Raw genomic sequence first — 20,068 nt, 5'->3', positions numbered from 1 at the left:
ATATTAAGCAATCCATTTTCTATGATTAGAAATCAATGTGGTAGTTTATGATGAAGTAGAGGAAAAGCTCTAAAATTTTAGTCAAGAAACGATTTAGTATTCTGTCTATGTAAAATATTAGAAGCCTCTATTTTGTAAAAAATAGTTAGAAAGAAAGTTGGTAAAATGAAAGATATTTTTAATAAACGTCAACGTTTTTCGATTCGAAAGTTTTCTGTTGGAGTGGCTTCTGTATTAATAGGAATTGCCTTGTTTACACCATCTCAGGGAGTGCTTGCTTCTACGGAAAATTCCCCATCTTCTGTGGAGAAAAGAGAAGCAGTTCAACCTATACCAGATAATCAAAATAATCCTGCTTCTGAGTTAGATACCAGAGATGTTCCAATAAGATCTACAAGGACTACAGAACTCGGTACATCTGGGGATAAGGAAAATAATAGCTTGATCACAAGGGCTTCCGTGGCGGGTGAAGACAGATCAAGCACTCCAGAGGTGAGAGCAGCATCCAATCCTTCCGAGGTTAAAAAGTATGAATTAACTGATGAGTATGCTAAGCAAATAAAAGCAGGAGTAATCGGTTCAGAAGGTAATAAGCTTGACAGTTTGTTACTAAACGGCCCTAAGTTAAGTCCAGAAGCTTATACAGATGAAGATTACTTGAAGGATAAAGAAGAACTTTATATTTATGAAAAGGACGGAAAAAAGTATGTAGGCTATAATAGTCATCCTATGTTAGAAGATACTGATGGTGATGGTATTATTGACAGTAAAGAAAAGCCAGATGAAAAATTAAAATGGAATGTCAGTGAGCGCGATATGATTATGTTCATGGAATTGTCCTACCGTGATGATAATTATATTGATAGAGTGTTGGATCATAAGAAACCCTTAACAGAATCAGAGTTATATAAAAAGAATGGTGATAGGAAACCACGTTATGAATATATGATGATGAATAAGGAGTTAGGACCTTATTGGGAAAGGAAAAAAAGTTATCATACCTCTAGTGGACTAGATGCTGTCTTGTATGAAACTAAGAGTGATTTCTCATATTTACCAAATGGAACTGCACAAGTATTAGCCTTTCGTGGAACAAGTGATGTGAAAGATATTAAAGCAGATATCACTCTGGGAACTGGAAGAAATCCTCAACAGGGGATAGATGCAGAAAATATCATGCGAGAACTAGCTAAAGATAAGAGTATTACCAATCTTTATTTAACAGGACATTCTTTAGGAGGATATTTAGTACAACGGGCAATGGTTGAAGCCTATGAGTTGGCATATTCTGACAGCAGGGTCATGTCTCCTAAAGAACAGTTGGCTTATAGAAACTTTTATAATAATGTATTAAAAAAAGGAACAACATTTAATGCCCCAAAAGTAGTGACAAGTTTGGTTTCTGGTCGTGACTTTTGGCAGAAAGGTTTAGATAGCAAAACAATAGCTAAGTCAGGGAAATTGACTCATTATATTGTTGATAATGATTCGACGATAAGAAAAGGTGTCAGCAATGATAGTGATGTTGTTATAAATGTTGGACGAACTAGTGGAGGTCATAGTTCACGTTCTTATTTTGAAGCCGATATGATTAATAGACGATCAGAGTTTATATCTGGGAAACGAATTTCTTTAGATGGGACAGGTTATCAAGATAAAAAAATTACAACAGTTAAATCTGTAGAAAAAGTTGGAGAAACTGCTGTATATAGTAAACGCGGAGATGACATCATTAAGTCAACAACTGTGAGTATGAAAGATCCTGATACAGGACAGATTACTAAAAATACACTTGACGAAGTGTTCAAGAAAGATGGTGCTAAATCTAAGGTTGTGGTTACGCCAATACAGCCAAGTGTTCGTTATGAAAAAGACGCGACAAAAGCTAAAGGTGAAGCAAAAATCACAGTAGCTGGTACTCCAGGCGCTAGAACAGTAACCACCACTTATACTGTGAATCCGACAGATGGTAACCTCATTCCACATGAAGGAAAACCAGTTATCAAACCTTCAACTCCTACAGTGGTCAAGGTCCCAGCTAAAGATGAGGTTGAATATCTCAAAGAAGGTGATGATGTTGTTAAGAAGACTACAACTTACGCGGTCAATGCAAGTACCGGTGCCTTTACTCCAACAGAGAAAAAGGAAATCTTCAAACAAAATGGAGCTAAATCTAAGGTTGTGGTTACGCCAATACAGCCAAGTGTACGTTATGAGAAAGACTCCACGAAGGCTAAAGGTGAAGCAAAAATCACAGTAGCTGGTACTCCAGGTACCAGCACAGTAACCACAACCTACACAGTTAATTCTACAGATGGTAGCCTCATTCCACATGAAGGAAAACCAGTTATCAAACCTTCAACTCCTACAGTGGTCAAGGTCCCAGCTAAAGATGAGGTTGAATATCTCAAAGAAGGTGATGATGTTGTTAAGAAGACTACAACTTACGCAGTCAATGCAAGTACAGGTGTTCTTACCCCAACAGAGAAAAAGGAAATCTTCAAACAAAATGGAGCTAAATCTAAGGTTGTGGTTACGCCAATACAACCAAGTATTCGTTACGAGAAAGACACTACAAGAGCCAAAGATGAATCTAAAATCACAGAAGCTGGTACTCCAGGAACTAGAACAGTAACCACAACCTATACAGTTAAACCTACAGATGGCAGCCTCATTCCACATGAAGGTCAACCAGTTATCAAACCTTCAACCCCTACAGTGGTCAAAGTTCCAGCTAAAGATGAGGTTGAATACCTTAAAGAAGGCGATAATGTTGTTAAGAAGACTACAACTTACGCAGTCAATGCAAGTACAGGTGTTCTTACCCCAACAGAGAAAAAGGAAGTGTTCAAGAAAGACGGAGCTAAGGCTAAGGTTGTTGTTACGTCAATAGAGCCAAGTATTCGTTATGAGAAAGATGCCACAAGAGCCAAAGATGAATCTAAAATCACAGAAGCTGGTACTCCAGGCACTAGAACAGTAACTACCACTTATACTGTGAATCCGACAGATGGTAACCTCATTCCACATGAAGAACCGGCAGTAGTAGTTCCATCAAAACCGACAGTGGTTAAAGTGCCAGCTAAGGATGAGGTTGAATACCTCAAAGAAGGCGATAATATTGTTAAGAAGACTACCACTTACGAAGTGAATGCAAGCACAGGTGCCCTTACTCCAACAGTAAGGAAAGACATTGCCAGTCCAAATGGCGTTAAATCCAAAGTCGTAACCAAAATAATTCCTGTAACAACACGGTATGAAGCAGATAAAACCAAAGATGTAGGAACTAATACGGTTACTAATAATGGATCTGAAGGTAAGATAGTAACAACAACCTCAACACTTGTTAATGAAACTAACGGTACAGTAACGGATGGAACACCGGTCGTTAGTAGAACAGAAATGGTACCAAAAGTCGTTAAAGTTGGTGCCAAAGATAAAGTAGTAGAAACCCCGATTGAACCAGAAGTGGAATATGTTAAAGATGTTGAAAAAGACTTCGGTACACCAGCTCAGCGTACTGAGGGTGAAAAAGGTAAAACAGTTACTACAATCACTTACGATGTAGATCCAAACGACGGTCATATCACAGAACACGTTGGTAATCCAGTCGTCACCCCAGCAGGCAAAACAATTGTTAAAGTTGGTGCGAAAACTAAGGTTGAACAATCTAAAGATTCTGAGGGTCGTGATGTGATTGATACCGCTACCTATGAAGTTGATCCAAAAACAGGTAAGGTAACTCCGACAACAGTTCGAACTTATGGAACAACGAAAGAACCAACGACTGAGACAAGACCTGTACCATCCCCTGTTGTCTATGAAAAAGACGATAGTCGTGACAAAGATTTAGAACCAGTTAGAAAAGAAGGAATTCCTGGAGAAGAAACGATCACCACAACGTACACAGTAGATCCTAATACAGGAGCTATTACTTCAACAGTAGGCGATTCAGTTCGTACGAAAGAACCAACTAATACTATTGTCAAAGTCGCAGCGAAGGATAAAGTAGAAACAACCGAAATCCCATCACCTAAGAAGTATGTGAAAGATGATACACGTGACAAAGATCAACCGAATGTGGAAGAAGCAGGTCGAGCAGGTTCACGTACAACAACCACTACTTACAAAGTAAATCCAGCAGATGGAACAATTACAGAAAGAGTAGGAGAACCAGTAGTAGTAAATCCAACAGAAACAATTGTCAAAGTTGCAGCGAAGGACAAAGTAGTAGAAACACCAATTGAGCCAGAAGTTGAGTATGTTAGAGATGTTGAAAAAGACTTCGGTACACCAGCTCAGCGTACTGAGGGTGAAAAAGGTAAAACAGTCACTACAACCACTTACGATGTAGATCCAAAGGACGGTCATATTACAGAACACGTTGGTAATCCAGTCGTCACCCCAGCAGGTAAGACAATTGTTAAAGTTGGTGCGAAAACTAAGGTTGAACAATCTAAAGATTCTGAAGGTCGCGATGTGATTGATACCACTACCTATGAAGTTGATCCACAAACAGGTAAGGTAACTCCTACAACAGTTCGAACTTATGGAACAAGTAAAGAACCAACAGTAGAGTTAGAACAATCTCCTAAGACAGGTGATGCTACAGTGACACCGAAGAAGCGAGATGACTCAACATCCCCATCAGGGACTAAGGTAGAAATGCCAGGTGAAGATGGAAAAGGTAAAGTACCCAACAGTGACCTCCCAGAAGGTAAAGTTACAAAACCAGGTCAGATTACTGAGCCAGATAAACCATCTGTTGAAGTTCCTGAGGTAACAACCCCAACAGGTAAGACGCCAAAAGTAGAGTTAGAACAAAATCCTAAGACAGGTGATGTTACAGTAACACCGAAAAAAACAGATAGTTCAACATATCAACCAGGAACTAAGGTAGAAATCCCAGGTGAAAATGGAGAAGGTAAAGTTACAGAACCAGGTAAACCATCTGTGGAAGTTCCAGTCGAAAATCCACCTGAGGTAACAATTTTTGAAAACGGTGTATTACCAGATTCGATTGAATTGCCAGAGCTAATGATTGAGGTTCGATGGATTGATGAAGCTGGAAATGTATTGAAACCATCCGTTAAGACAGGTAATGAAAAGGATGCTGAACATGGATCAATTCCAGGATATGAATTTGTACGAACTGTGATTGATGAAAATGAACCAGTAATGACCCACATTTTCAGAAAAGTAAGTGGAAGTACAATTCCAAATACAATTCCAGTAACTCCAGTCCTACCTGATATTAATGGAAATTCTGGTCACGATACGGCTGCGCTAACAACTCCAACTCCAGTTGCGTCAGCAACACATGATGCTAATGGAAATTCTGGTCAAGATAAACCAGCACCAGCTACTCCAACTCCAAATGCAGTTCAGGTAGATACTAAGACTACTGTTGATAATGGAGCTAAGTCAAATGATTCTCAAAATGTATTGCCAAATACAGGAACAGAATCAAATGCGTCTCTTGCATCTCTAGGACTTCTTGGACTATTGAGTGGATTTGGACTTGTAGCTCGCAAGAAAAAAGAAGACTAAAAATTTAGTCAAAATATGAACTGTTCATTGTTAAGTGGACAATGAATAGAAAAGATTAAACAACGGCTTTGTTCCTCGTTTTAAGAGGTACAAGGCCGTTGTTGTGTTTTTGGAAAGTAGATGCTAATCTTTGTACTAAGAATCTCAATTGGATACGCTATTAATTGGGATATGGAGTGAGTCATTTGTTACCATTAAATTTTTTAGGTGATTATTTTTTACTATTGAAAATGACGATGAATTATCTGATACGATATGTGGTTACATATTTATTTTAAAGCTAGAGAGTTTGTTATACCTCAAAATATAACATAATAATATTTTATGTATAGTTAAACAATTTATCCTTTATTCTATGGAATAAAACAGTTTTATCTTGTGTAAATATATTAAAAATGGTATAATCGAGCTGTGATAGCTGTGATAGCTGTGATAGCTGTGATAGCTGTGATAGCTGTGATAGCTGTGATAGCTGTGATAGCTGTGATAGCTGTGATAGCTGTGATAGCTGTGATAGCTGTGATAGCTGTGATAGCTGTGATGTGTAAGATATGCTCATCATAGCAGGTTTCATGGGTGCATTACTATAAGATGTGTAGCCATGAAGGTTGCTTTTAATTTGATTTTGTGTTTTAACATAAGGAGGAACAATGGAAAATAAATCAAATTCGCTCAATAGAATCAAGCGTCAGCAACGTGAAAAAGTTTTGCGCTTTTCTATTCGTAAATATAGTTTCGGTGCCGCTTCAGTTGCTGTTGCAGCGCTGATGTTTTTGGGTGCCCGCGTTGCGAGTGCGGATAGTCTAGTTGACAAGACTTCACAACTTAATGCGGGTGTAGTGAATCCTAAAAATGAGGCCGAATTGCCTAAAGAGAGTCCAGACACTACTGAAGAAAAAGTAGATGCAGAAAATCAAGCGCTTACAAGCACTGTGAATAACGCGCCTACAGTTGATAAAGCCAAGTTGAAAAAAGTAGTTGAAGAGTTAAATGTTCTTCTTTCAACTAAATTAAACCTTGACGAGTCAGTAGTATCGCCTGTTAAGGACAGACTTCAAAAAGGGAAAGAAGCCCTAGAAAGTTCTGAGCTAGCTCAAAAGGATATCGACGAGCTTGTAGAACTCTTGTCTAAAGATGTGACAGTCGTATCAGCTGCTAAGGAAGCAACTGAGGTTCAAGTTGATAAACAAGCAGATAAAACTGAGAAGCCAGCTGACAATCTAGCAAGTCAAACTTCTCCTGAAGTAAGTGCAAGCGAAGAGAGTCAAACTGTATCAGCTAAAAAAGATACTTTGAAAGTATCTGTAGATCAATTGCAGGCGGCTGTTTTGGAATTGCCTGAGCATGAGACTAGCAAAGAAGTTCTTGAAAAAGCCAATGAACTATTGGGCTTGGCTCAAGGAGTTCTTGAAAATACAACAGTTTCTCTGAACGATGTTGAAGATATGACAAAACGTGTGAAGAGAATGTTTAACTCTGTTAAAAACGCTACAACACGTTTGACTTCAGGTGCTCGTGACTCACGTAACGGCAAGAGCATGGGAGAAGGAGCACAGTTTAGAGCGACTACTGTTGAATATGGTCGTGTAGAAAATGCCTTAATTAATGTTAAAGAATATATATCAGAAGCTAAAGGGCAAGGAGCAACGACTATTGGGGATCGTGATCGTACGATTTCAAAAACGTTTATGACGGCAAAATATAGTGAAGAAGGTGGTAAGAAATTTATTACTTACGACGTTTACTTCCAAAATGATGGTAAAGCCTTGGATGGAGTAACTAATAATACGTTTTGGTTCTATCCGCCACGTGACATTTTGTATAATAGTGGTAATAACTATCCAGTAGGGACTATTTACGAATCTTATTACGAACGATATACAAATAATAGAGGTACAGGGACGCTTTCTGATAATCCTAATCATTTCACTAAGGTAGGGGATACGTATAATATTCCTTTAAAAAGTTATAAGTATCAAGATTCGGGTGCTAGAAGATCATGGAATGATAGAAATCTTCTTTATCAGCTGGATGGTGGCCCAGGTAGAGATAATCAACGACAAGAAATGTTGAAAAATTTAAAAGATAATTCTGAACTAAATGGGATTATTAAATCAAACGGTAGCTATCCTGGAGGGTCTTATTCTCATATATTAACTATAAGTAGTCATCAAAATTATGCTTACAAATATCATGTAAAAATGCGCCTAAGAGATAATGTGACTACTGCAGAAGCAGAAAAAGCAGGGAGTATGGCTGTAACTACTAAGGCTGGCTCAGCTACGAATGCAACTGCGGCATACGTCTATGCTGGTCTTGGAACAAGAGTAGTAAGTCAACCTGACGCACCATTAGACCCAATTAAAGGTTTAACAGTTCCAAAAACAGTAGGAGATTACGCAGGAGATCCAGAAAATCCGGTATCTTCAGGTTATGTTAAGCATGGAAAATCCGGAACTTTCCCTGCAGGTATGAAGTGGACTTGGAAAGATAATAAGTCACCAAGTACAGCAGAAGCCGGAGTATTCAAGTATACTTCTATTGCGACTTATAAAGACGGTTCTAAATCAACTGATGCCGGTTCTGGTTCAGATGGAACAGTTACACTAATCGTTAAGCCGAAACAACCAACTATTACAACAGATGTTGCTAATAAAAAAGGCTTAACAAATCAACAAATTACTGTTAATGTTGGAAGTGGAGTGAAAGACGGTTCGACAGTTAAGCTTTACGATGGTGATAGAGTTATCGGAACTGGAGTTACAAAAGGACAGACTGCGACAGTTACAGTTAAAGAAGCTTTACCAGGAAAACCTATTACAGCTGAAACAGTTGTGAATAATGGTGGAACAGTAACTTCTGTTCGAAGCAATCCTGTTACTCCAACAGAAGCACCAGATAACCAACCACCTACATTAGCAATATCACCAGCTAACCAAACAGTAGTAGAAGGTGATAAAGTAACCTTTACAGTAACAGCAAAAGATAATAAAGTTGTTAATATAGATGGTTCTGATTTCCTAAAAAAATATGGCACTAGAATTACTTCTGGAAATGCAACAAATACGAATGTTAAAACAACAGATTCAGAAAAAGTAACTACAATTACTATTACTACAAGTAAAGAAGACGTCGGTAAAACAAATACGATTACTTTCAATGCTAGTGATAATGCCGGTAATAAAGCTAAGCCAGTAACATTTACATTCAATGTAACACCACGTGATACTCAAAAACCAGAAGCGACGTTAAATGGAGTTCGTTTGACAGAAAATGCTAATGCACCAATATTTACAGTTTATCGTGGAGCTACATTTAACCCAGAATTAAAAGTATGGGATAACTCTGGTGTAATCTCTAAAGTAACAACAGGAAATCTTCCATATGGAATAACAGCATCTACATTTACAGCTCAAACAGGTAAAACTGAAAAAACACCATACACAACACGTTTATCTTCAGGTACAGTATTGAATACTCAAACGCTAGGAGACCACATAGGAACTCTTCATGTAGAAGGAAGTAGTGCTACAGATAGTCGTGATTTAAAATTCAAATATCGTGTAGTTGATATTGAATCAAAAAATCTAGAGAACGGTGTAGCAAAAGTACCAGTAGGTTCAACATTGAATGTAGCAAACAGTGGTAAAAATATTGATGCACATAACTATCTAAAAGTAGTAGATAGTAAAGACTTGGCAGATCGTGGAAACAATTATTTACCAAGCGGTATGACGTGGACATGGAAACAAGGAGATAATTTAGATCCAGGAACAACACTTGATAATTCAGGGAAATATACTCGAAATGCAACAGCAATATTCCCAAGTAGTGTTTCAGATGTTAATAGTACAACTAGAAAAACATTTGCTCCAGTAGAAATCAAGCGTCCGGTAGTTTTAGCAGTAACACCAACAGCGCCTAGCGTAGTTGGAAATGAGAATGGTAGTGTAACAATTACTCCACCAACACGCCCTAATAGTACTAATCCACAGGATATTGATACTATTACGCTTACTTACACACCGACAGGTAAAACAAGTCCAGAGACTGTAACGGTTACGAAATCAGGAAATACTTGGACAGCGACAGTAAATGGTAAACCAACGGATAAAGTATCAGTAACACCTGCAGGTGTAGTTACAATTCCAGATTCGGAAGTTGCAGATAAAACAGAAGTAACTGCCAAAGTTTCTAAGAGAATTGATAATAACCTAACTCTTGAGAGTCCTGTAGCTAAAGATACCACTAAGAACTCAAAACCACAAACACCAGTAGCAACAGCAAAAGACAATGGTGATGTTACAGGTAAACCACAAGATCCAGCAAAAGCAGATAAAATTACTGTAAGCTATACTGGAGAAGATAATCAACCAAAAACAGCTGTTGGAACTAAAGATCCGAAAGGAAAATGGACAGTAAATACTCCAGAAGTACAAATCAATCCAAATACTGGAGAAATCACGATTCCGGAAAATAAAGTAAAAGACGGAACAGAAGTAACAGTAGTTACGAAAAATGGAAATGGTACTGATTCAGATCCAGCAAAAGCAACAGCGAAATTTTCTAAGCCAGCTAAACCAGTAGCAACAGCAAAAGACAATGGTGATGTTACAGGTAAACCACAAAATCCAGCAAAAGCAGATAAGATTACTGTAAGCTATACAGGGGAAGATAATACTCCGAAAACAGCTGTTGGAACTAAAGGAACAAATGGCAAATGGACTGTGAATAATCCGGAAGTTAGAATTGATTCCAATACAGGGGAAATCACTATTCCGGCAGATAAGGTGAAAGATAACACAGAAGTAACAGTAGTTACTAAAAATGGAAATGGTGCTGATTCAGATCCAGCAAAAGTAACTGCAAAAGATGTTCAAAAACCACAAGCTACTTTAAATGGTGTTCCATTAACAGAAACAGCTAATTCACCAATCTTTACAGTCTATCGTGGTGCTGACTTTAACCCTGAATTGAAGGTATGGGATAACTCAGGTGTGATTTCCAAAGTAGAAGTTAAGGGAGGACTTCCAAAAGGAGTAACCACTTCTACATTTACATCTCAAACAGGAAAAACTGAAGCAAATCCATATGCAACTCGCTTGTCTTCAGGTACTGTATTGAATACTGAAACTTTAGGAGAACATGAAGCTACTCTACATGTTGAAGGAAGCAGTACTACTGATAGCCGTGATTTGAAATTCAAATATCGAGTGGTTGATATTGAGACTAGAAACCTTGAAAATGGTATCGCAAAAGTACCAGTAGCTTCAACGTTGAATGTAGCCAATAGTGGTAAAAATATTGATGCTCATAGATATCTTAAGGTTGTAGATAGTGAAGATAAAGCAGATCGTGGAAACAATTATTTACCAAGTGGTATGACGTGGACATGGAAAGCTGGAGATAAATTAGATTCAGGAACAACACTAGATAACTCAGGGAAATATACTCGAAACGCAACAGCAGTATTCCCAAATGCTAGCAAAAATTCTATTACGGATGTAAATAGTACAACTAGAACAACATTTGCACCTGCAGAAATTAAGCGTCAAGTAGTGTTAGCAGTAACGCCAACAGTGCCTAGCGTAGTTGGACATGAGAATGGTAGTGTGACAATTACCCCACCAACACGCCCTAATAGTACTAATCCACAAGATATTGATACTATCACCCTTACTTATGTACCAACAGGTAAGACTACACCAGAAACTGTAACAGTTACAAAATCAGGAAATACTTGGACTGTAAATGGTAAGACAGCTGATAAAGTGTCAGTAACCCCTGCAGGCGTTGTGACAATTTCTGATGCTGAGGTTGCAGATAAAACAGAAATAACTGCAAAAGTTTCTAAGAGAATTGATAATGTAGTTCTTGAGAGTCCAGTAGCTAGAGGAACAGCAAATGGTAGTTTGGGAGCTGAAGTTACTCCACCAGCACCAGTTCTGGAAAAAGAAAAAACTACGCCAGTTACAGTAGTAACACCAAACAAACCAGGTTCAACAATCACCACAGAAACACCAGTAAATGGATTAACAGTAGATGGCGATGGTAACTTAACTGGTACACCAACTGTCACAGATTGGGGACCGAAAGAAGAAGAACGTAAAGTTACGATCCCAGTTAAAGTTAAACATGGTGACGAGGTAGTTCCTGTAAATGTTCCAGTTACTATCCAACGCGATACAGATGGAGACGGTATTCCAGATAAAGTAGACACAGATGATGACAACGATGGAATTCCAGACAAGGATGAAGAGAAAAACGGAACAGATCCTAAGACACCAACAACTCAAACTCCTACAATCGATATCACTCGTAAACCAAATGGAGATGCAGTAGTAACGCCTAAGAAACCAGATGGATCAACATACCCACCAGGAACTAAGGTAGAAATTCCAGGTGAAGATGGAACACCAATCACAGTAACAATCGGTGACAATGGTTCAGGAGAAGTACCAAATGATAAGCTTCCAAAAGGAGACTTGCCAGGAAAAGGAACAGTAACAGAACCTAACAAGAACCCATCGAAACCAGTAGAAGTAACAACACCAGCACGTAAGACACCAACAGTGGAATTGGAACAAGATCCAGATACAGGTGAAGTTACAGTAACACCGAAGAAACCAGATGGAACAACATATCCACCAGGAACTAAGGTAGAGATTCCAGGTAAAGATGGTAATCCAATCACAGTCACAATCGGTGAAGACGGAAAAGGTAAAGTACCAAATAGTGAGTTACCAGAAGGTAAAGTACCAGGCACAAGTAAGATTACGGTCCCAGGTAAACCATCAGTGGACGTTCCTAATGTAACGACTCCATCTAAGCTTATCCCAACAGTGGAATTGGAACAAGATCCAGATACAGGTGAAGTTACAGTAACACCGAAGAAACCAGATGGAACAACATATCCACCAGGAACTAAGGTAGAGATTCCAGGTAAAGATGGTAATCCAATCACAGTAACCATCGGTGAAGACGGAAAAGGTAAAGTACCAAATAGTGAGTTACCAGAAGGTAAAGTACCAGGCACAAGTAAGATTACGGTCCCAGGTAAACCATCAGTGGACGTTCCTAATGTAACGACTCCATCTAAGCTTATCCCAACAGTGGAATTGGAACAAGATCCAGATACGGGTGAAGTTACAGTAACACCGAAGAAACCAGATGGAACAACATATCCACCAGGAACTAAGGTAGAGATCCCAGGTAAAGATGGTAATCCAATCACAGTCACAATCGGTGAAGACGGAAAAGGTAAAGTACCAAATAGTGAGTTACCAGAAGGTAAAGTACCAGGCACAAGTAAGATTACAGTCCCAGGTAAACCATCAGTGGACGTTCCTAATGTAACGACTCCATCTAAGCTTATCCCAACAGTGGAATTGGAACAAGATCCAGATACAGGTGAAGTTACAGTAACACCGAAGAAACCAGATGGAACAACATATCCACCAGGAACTAAGGTAGAGATTCCAGGTAAAGATGGTAATCCAATCACAGTAACCATCGGTGAAGACGGAAAAGGTAAAGTACCAAATAGTGAGTTACCAGAAGGTAAAGTACCAGGCACAAGTAAGATTACGGTCCCAGGTAAACCATCAGTGGACGTTCCTAATGTAACGACTCCATCTAAGCTTATCCCAACAGTGGAATTGGAACAAGATCCAGATACGGGTGAAGTTACAGTAACACCGAAGAAACCAGATGGAACAACATATCCACCAGGAACTAAGGTAGAGATCCCAGGTAAAGATGGTAATCCAATCACAGTAACCATCGGTGAAGACGGAAAAGGTAAAGTACCAAATAGTGAGTTACCAGAAGGTAAAGTACCAGGCACAAGTAAGATTACGGTCCCAGGTAAACCATCAGTGGACGTTCCTAATGTAACGACTCCATCTAAGCTTATCCCAACAGTGGAATTGGAACAAGATCCAGATACGGGTGAAGTTACAGTAACACCGAAGAAACCAGATGGAGCAACATATCCACCAGGAACTAAGGTAGAGATTCCAGGTAAAGATGGTAATCCAATCACAGTCACAATCGGTGAAGACGGAAAAGGTAAAGTACCAAATAGTGAGTTACCAGAAGGTAAAGTACCAGGCACAAGTAAGATTACAGTCCCAGGTAAACCATCAGTGGACGTTCCTAATGTAACGACTCCATCTAAGCTTATCCCAACAGTGGAATTGGAACAAGATCCAGATACAGGTGAAGTTACAGTAACACCGAAGAAACCAGATGGAACAACATATCCACCAGGAACTAAGGTAGAGATTCCAGGTAAAGATGGTAATCCAATCACAGTCACAATCGGTGAAGACGGAAAAGGTAAAGTACCAAATAGTGAGTTACCAGAAGGTAAAGTACCAGGCACAAGTAAGATTACGGTCCCAGGTAAACCATCAGTGGACGTTCCTAATGTAACGACTCCATCTAAGCTTATCCCAACAGTGGAATTGGAACAAGATCCAGATACAGGTGAAGTTACAGTAACACCGAAGAAACCAGATGGAACAACATATCCACCAGGAACTAAGGTAGAGATTCCAGGTAAAGATGGTAATCCAATCACAGTCACAATCGGTGAAGACGGAAAAGGTAAAGTACCAAATAGTGAGTTACCAGAAGGTAAAGTACCAGGCACAAGTAAGATTACAGTCCCAGGTAAACCATCAGTGGACGTTCCTAATGTAACGACTCCATCTAAGATAATACCAGGTGCTCCAACAACAGAACAACCAGTTGAGATAGAAATCACTCGTAAACCAAATGGAGATGCAGTAGTAACGCCTAAGAAACCAGGTGGATCAACATACCCACCAGGAACTAAGGTAGAAATCCCAGGTGAAGATAAAGATGGTAACCCAATTACGATTACAGTTACAATTGACGACAATGGTTCAGGTGAAGTACCAAATGACAATCTTCCTAAGAAAGATGTCCCAGGTACAGGAACAGTAACAGAACCTAAGAAGAACCCATCACAACCAGTAAAAGTAACAACACCAGCTCGTAAGACACCAACACTAGATGTTGAACAAGATCCTAAGACAGGTGATGTAACAGTAACGCCTAAGAAACCAGATGGATCAAAATTCTCATCAGGAACTAAGGTGGAAATCCCAGGTAAAGATAAGGATCACCCAATCACAGTCACAATCGGTGAAGACGGAAAAGGTAAAGTACCAAACAGTGAATTGCCAGAAGGTAAAACACCAGGAACAGGTAAGATTACAGAACCAGGTAAACCAACGGAAGAAGTTCCTAATGTAACGACTCCATCTAAGGTAACACCAACACTAGATGTTGAACAAGATCCAGACACTGGTGAAGTTACAGTGACACCGAAGAAACCAGATGGCTCAACCTACCCACCAGGTACTACGGTAGAAATCCCAGGTAAAGATGGCAAGCCAATCACAGTCACAATCGGTGAAGACGGAAAAGGTAAAGTACCAAACAGTGATCTACCAGACGTAGAAACACCAGGAACAGGTAAGATTACAGTCCCAGGAAAACCAGCAGTGGAAGTTCCTAATGTAACTACACCATCTAAGGTAACTCCAACACTAGATGTGGAACGAGATCCTGAGACAGGTGACGTTACAGTAACACCTAAGAAACCAGATGGCTCAACCTACCCACCAGGAACTACGGTAGAAATTCCAGGTAAAGATGGCAAGCCAATCACAGTCACAATCGGTGAAGACGGAAAAGGTAAAGTACCAAACAGTGATCTACCAGACGTAGAAACACCAGGAACAGGTAAGATTACAGAACCAGGAAAACCAACAGTGGAAGTTCCTAATGTAACTACACCATCTAAGGTAACTCCAACACTAGATGTGGAACGAGATCCTGAGACAGGTGACGTTACAGTAACACCGAAGAAACCAGATGGCTCAACCTACCCACCAGGTACTACGGTAGAAATCCCAGGTAAAGATGGCAAGCCAATCACAGTCACAATCGGTGAAGATGGTAAAGGTAAAGTACCAAACAGTGATCTACCAGACGTAGAAACACCAGGAACAGGTAAGATTACAGAACCAGGAAAACCAGCAGTGGAAGTTCCTAATGTAACTACACCATCTAAGGTAACTCCAACACTAGATGTGGAACGAGATCCTGAGACAGGTGACGTTACAGTAACACCGAAGAAACCAGATGGCTCAACCTACCCACCAGGTACTACGGTAGAAATCCCAGGTAAAGATGGCAAGCCAATCACAGTCACAATCGGTGAAGATGGTAAAGGTAAAGTACCAAACAGTGATCTACCAGACGTAGAAACACCAGGAACAGGTAAGATTACAGAACCAGGAAAACCAGCAGTGGAAGTTCCTAATGTAACTACACCATCTAAGGTAACTCCAACACTAGATGTGGAACGAGATCCTGAGACAGGTGACGTTACAGTAACACCGAAGAAACCAGATGGCTCAACCTACCCACCAGGAACTACGGTAGAAATTCCAGGTAAAGATGGCAAGCCAATCACAGTCACAATCGGTGAAGACGGAAAAGGTAAAGTACCAAACAGTGATCTACCAGACGTAGAAACACCAGGAACAGGTAAGATTACAGAACCAGGTAAATCAGCTGTTGAAGTTCCTAATGTAACCACTCCAGCTAAATTTACACCAACTACCCCAACGACAGAAACACCAGCTGAGATTGAAATTACACGCAAACCAAATGGTGATGCAGTAGTAACGCCTAAGAAGCCAGATGGAACAACTTACCCATCAGGTAGCAAGGTAGAAATTCCAGGAGAAAATGGAACAACAATCACAGTAACAATTGGTGACAATGGTTCAGGTGAAGTACCAAATGACAAGCTTCCAAAAGGAGACTTGCCAGGAAAAGGAACAGTCACAGAACCGAATAAGAAACCATCACAACCAGTGGATGTAACAACGCCAGCTCGTAAGACACCAACACTAGATGTGGAACGAGATCCTGAGACAGGTGACGTTACAGTAACACCGAAGAAACCAGATGGAACAACATATCCACCAGGTACTAAGGTAGAAATTCCAGGTAAAGATGGCAAGCCAATCACAGTCACAATCGGTGAAGACGGTAAAGGTAAAGTACCAAACAGTGATCTACCAGATGTAGAAACACCAGGTACAGGTAAGATTACAGAACCAGGTAAACCAGCTGTTGAAGTTCCTAATGTAACAACACCAGCTAAATTCACACCAGAAACACCAGTAACTGAAAAACCAGGTAAGATTGAAATTACTCAACAACCAAATGGAAATGCGATTGTAACGCCTAAGAAATCAGATGGAACAACTTACCCATCAGGTAGCAGGGTAGAAATTCCAGGAGAAAATGGAACAACAATCACAGTAACAATTGGTGACAATGGTTCAGGTGAAGTACCAAATGACAACCTTCCTAAGACAAATGTCCCAGGTACAGGAACAGTAACAGAACCTAACAAGAAACCATCACAACCAGTGGATGTAACAACACCAGCTCGTAAGACACCAACACTAGATGTGAAACGAGATCCTGAAACAGGTGACGTTACAGTAACACCGAAGAAACCAGACGGCTCAACCTACCCACCAGGAACTACGGTAGAAATTCCAGGTAAAGGTGGCAAGCCAATCACAGTCACAATCGGTGAAGACGGTAAAGGTAAAGTACCAAACAGTGATCTACCAGATGTAGAAACACCAGGTACAGGTAAGATTACAGAACCAGGTAAACCAGCTGTTGAAGTTCCTAATGTAACAACACCAGCTAAATTCACACCAGAAACACCAGTAACTGAAAAACCAGGTAAGATTGAAATTACTCGTAAACCAAATGGAAATGCGATTGTAACACCTAAGAAACCAGATGGTTCAACATACCCACCAGGAACTAAGGTAGAAATCCCAGGTGAAAATGGAACAACAATCACAGTAACAATTGGTGATAACGGTTCAGGTGAAGTACCAAATGACAAACTTCCAAAAGGAAATGTCCCAGGTACAGGAACAGTAACAGAACCTAACAAGAAACCATCACAACCAGTGGATGTAACAACACCAGCTCGTAAGACACCAACACTAGATGTGAAACGAGTTCCAGAAACTGGTGACGTTATAGTAACACCTAAGAAACCAGATGGCTCAACATTCCCACCAGGAACTATGGTAGAAATCCCAGGTGAAAATGGTCCAATCACAGTAACAATTGGTAAAGATGGTTCAGGTAAAGTACCGAATGACAATCTTCCTAAGAAAGATGTCCCAGGAACAGGTAAGATTACAGAACCAGGAAAACCAGCTGTGGAAGTTCCTAATGTAACAACACCAGCTAAGGTAACACCAGAAACACCAGTAACTGAAAAACCAGGTAAGATTGAAATTACTCGTAAACCAAATGGAAATGCGATTGTAACACCGAAGAAACCAGATGGAACAACTTACCCATCAGGTAGCAAGGTAGAAATTCCAGGAGAAAATGGAACAACAATCACAGTAACAATTGGTGATAATGGTTCAGGTGAAGTACCAAATGACAAACTTCCAAAAGGAAATGTCCCAGGTACAGGAACAGTAACAGAACCTAACAAGAAACCATCACAACCAGTGGATGTAACAACACCAGCACGTAAGACACCAACAGTAGAGTTGGAACAAGATCCTAAGACAGGTGACGTTACAGTAACACCTAAGAAACCAGATGGCTCAACATACCCACCAGGAACTAAGGTAGAAATCCCAGGTAAAGATGGAAACTCAATTATCGTTACAATCGGTGAAGACGGTAAAGGTAAAGTACCAAACAGTGAATTACCAGAAGGTAAAGTTCCAGGTACAGCTAAGATTACAGAACCAGGTCAACCAACAGTTGAAGTTCCTGATGTAACAACACCAGGTAAAGTCACACCATCAACAGATACAAATCCAGTTGCACCAGTGACACCTGATATGCCAGTCAAACCTGATACTAATGGAGATTCTGGTCAAGATAAACCAGCACCAGCTACTCCAACTCCAAATACAGTTGCTCCGAATGCAGATCAGGTAGATGCTAAGACTACTGTTGATAATGGAGCTAAGTCAAATGATTCTCAAAATGTATTGCCAAATACAGGAACAGAATCAAATGCTGCTCTTGCATCTCTAGGACTTCTTGGGCTATTGAGTGGATTTGGACTTGTAGCTCGCAAGAAAAAAGAAGACTAAAAATTTAGTCAGATGAACATTCATTCTTTTGTGTTTTAACAACGAACTAGATTGATTCTGATAGTTGTGTTATCCATAAAATAAAAAGAATGTTTAGATAAAGAAAGCGAACAATGCTAGGATTTTGTTAAACGGAATTCTAAGTATTGTTCGCTTTTGTGGTATAATAATTACTATGCAGAAAAAACCAACGTCAGCCTATGTACACATCCCGTTTTGTACTCAAATTTGTTATTATTGTGACTTTTCAAAGGTCTTCATCAAGAATCAGCCGGTAGATAGCTATTTGGAGCATATGCTGGAAGAGTTTCGTTCTTATGATATTCAAAAGTTATCAACCCTCTACATCGGTGGTGGCACACCGACAGCTTTGTCAGCTCCGCAACTGGAGGTGTTATTGGATGGCTTGACTAAAAACTTGGACTTGTCTGTCTTAGAGGAGTTGACCATTGAGGCCAATCCAGGCGACTTGGACGCGGATAAGATTGCTGTTTTGAAGAACTCGGCTGTCAATCGTGTTTCGCTAGGCGTGCAGACCTTTGATGACAAGATGCTGAAAAAGATTGGGCGCAGTCATTTGGAGAAGGATATTTATGAAAATATCGACCGTCTGAAACTGGCTGGTTTTGACAATATTTCTATTGATTTGATTTATGCACTGCCTGGTCAGACAATGGAGCAGGTCAAGGAAAATGTGGCTAAGGCCATTGGGCTGGATATTCCCCATATGAGTTTGTATAGCTTGATTTTAGAAAATCATACGGTCTTTATGAATCGTATGCGACGAGGGAAATTACCTCTGCCTAAGGAAGAACTGGAAGCTGAGATGTTTGAGTACATCATCGCAGCGCTGGAGCGAGCTGGTTTTGAACATTATGAGATTTCTAATTTCTCCAAACCTGGTTTTGAAAGTCGCCACAATCTCATGTACTGGGACAATGCTGAATACTATGGCATCGGTGCTGGGGCATCTGGTTATGTTAATGGAGTGCGCTATAAAAACCATGGTCCCATTCGTCATTATCTCAGTGCGGTTGAGGAAGGCAATGCTCGTATCACAGAGGAGCACTTGAGTCAAAAAGAGCAAATGGAAGAAGAAATGTTCTTGGGACTCCGCAAGAAATCAGGAGTCTCCATGGTGCGATTTGAGGAAAAATTTGGACGGTCTTTCGATGGACTTTATGGGGAAATCGTCAGAGACTTGGTTCAACAAGGTCTCATGCAAATAGAGGGTGACCGAGTTCGCATGACAAAAAGAGGTCTCTTTTTGGGAGACACTGTAGCAGAACGATTTATTTTGGAGTAGGATG

General features: G+C 40.0%; 3 protein-coding genes. All 3 read left to right on the top strand.

Annotated elements, in window-relative coordinates; genetic code table 11:
- The first annotated feature begins 165 nt into the window (after positions 1–165).
- Positions 166–5,550 carry a G5 domain-containing protein gene (locus ACN076_RS08370; protein WP_420789826.1) on the top strand — a complete coding sequence of 1,795 codons (5,385 nt, stop codon included), beginning with the start codon at positions 166–168 and terminating at the stop codon, positions 5,548–5,550.
- Between the two features lie 650 nt (positions 5,551–6,200).
- The gene (locus tag ACN076_RS08365) at positions 6,201–18,758 is read left to right on the top strand and encodes a sialoglycan-binding domain-containing protein (protein WP_420789825.1); all 12,558 of its coding nucleotides are present in this window, start codon (positions 6,201–6,203) and stop codon (positions 18,756–18,758) included.
- 175 nt (positions 18,759–18,933) lie between these two features.
- Positions 18,934–20,064: a radical SAM family heme chaperone HemW gene (hemW, locus tag ACN076_RS08360; protein WP_261050411.1), complete on the top strand. Its 1,131-nt coding sequence runs from the start codon at positions 18,934–18,936 to the stop codon at positions 20,062–20,064.
- Positions 20,065–20,068 lie beyond the last annotated feature (4 nt).

The sequence above is a fragment of the Streptococcus sp. K0074 genome (genome assembly GCF_048843365.1).
Lineage (GTDB): Bacteria > Bacillota > Bacilli > Lactobacillales > Streptococcaceae > Streptococcus > Streptococcus mitis_BM.
This window is presented reverse-complemented; position numbering and strand designations above follow the sequence as displayed.